Annotated in this window: 1 protein-coding gene; it reads left to right on the plus strand. The window is 29.6% G+C overall.

Annotation, left to right across the window (positions count from 1 at the left end; all coding sequences use genetic code 11):
• Positions 1 to 99: 99 nt before the first annotated feature.
• On the plus strand, positions 100 to 216 hold a 117-nt coding region (locus tag FUA24_RS04925), incomplete at its 3' end, for a Clp protease N-terminal domain-containing protein (protein WP_148540279.1).

Below are 216 nucleotides of genomic sequence, written 5' to 3' on the forward strand. Positions count from 1 at the left end.
AGTCATTAACAACAGATTAAAAACCGCCATTTTGTCTCTTAAATTATGTTGGTAAGATTATTGACTATTACCCAGTGTAAAGAAAAACAAATTTAAGCTATGAACTTTAATAATTATACAATAAAATCACAAGAAGCCATACAACAAGCGCAACAAATAGCGCAAGGTTTTGGCCACCAACAAATAGAAAATGAACACCTTTTTAAAGGTATTTTT

This window comes from Seonamhaeicola marinus, assembly GCF_008085455.1.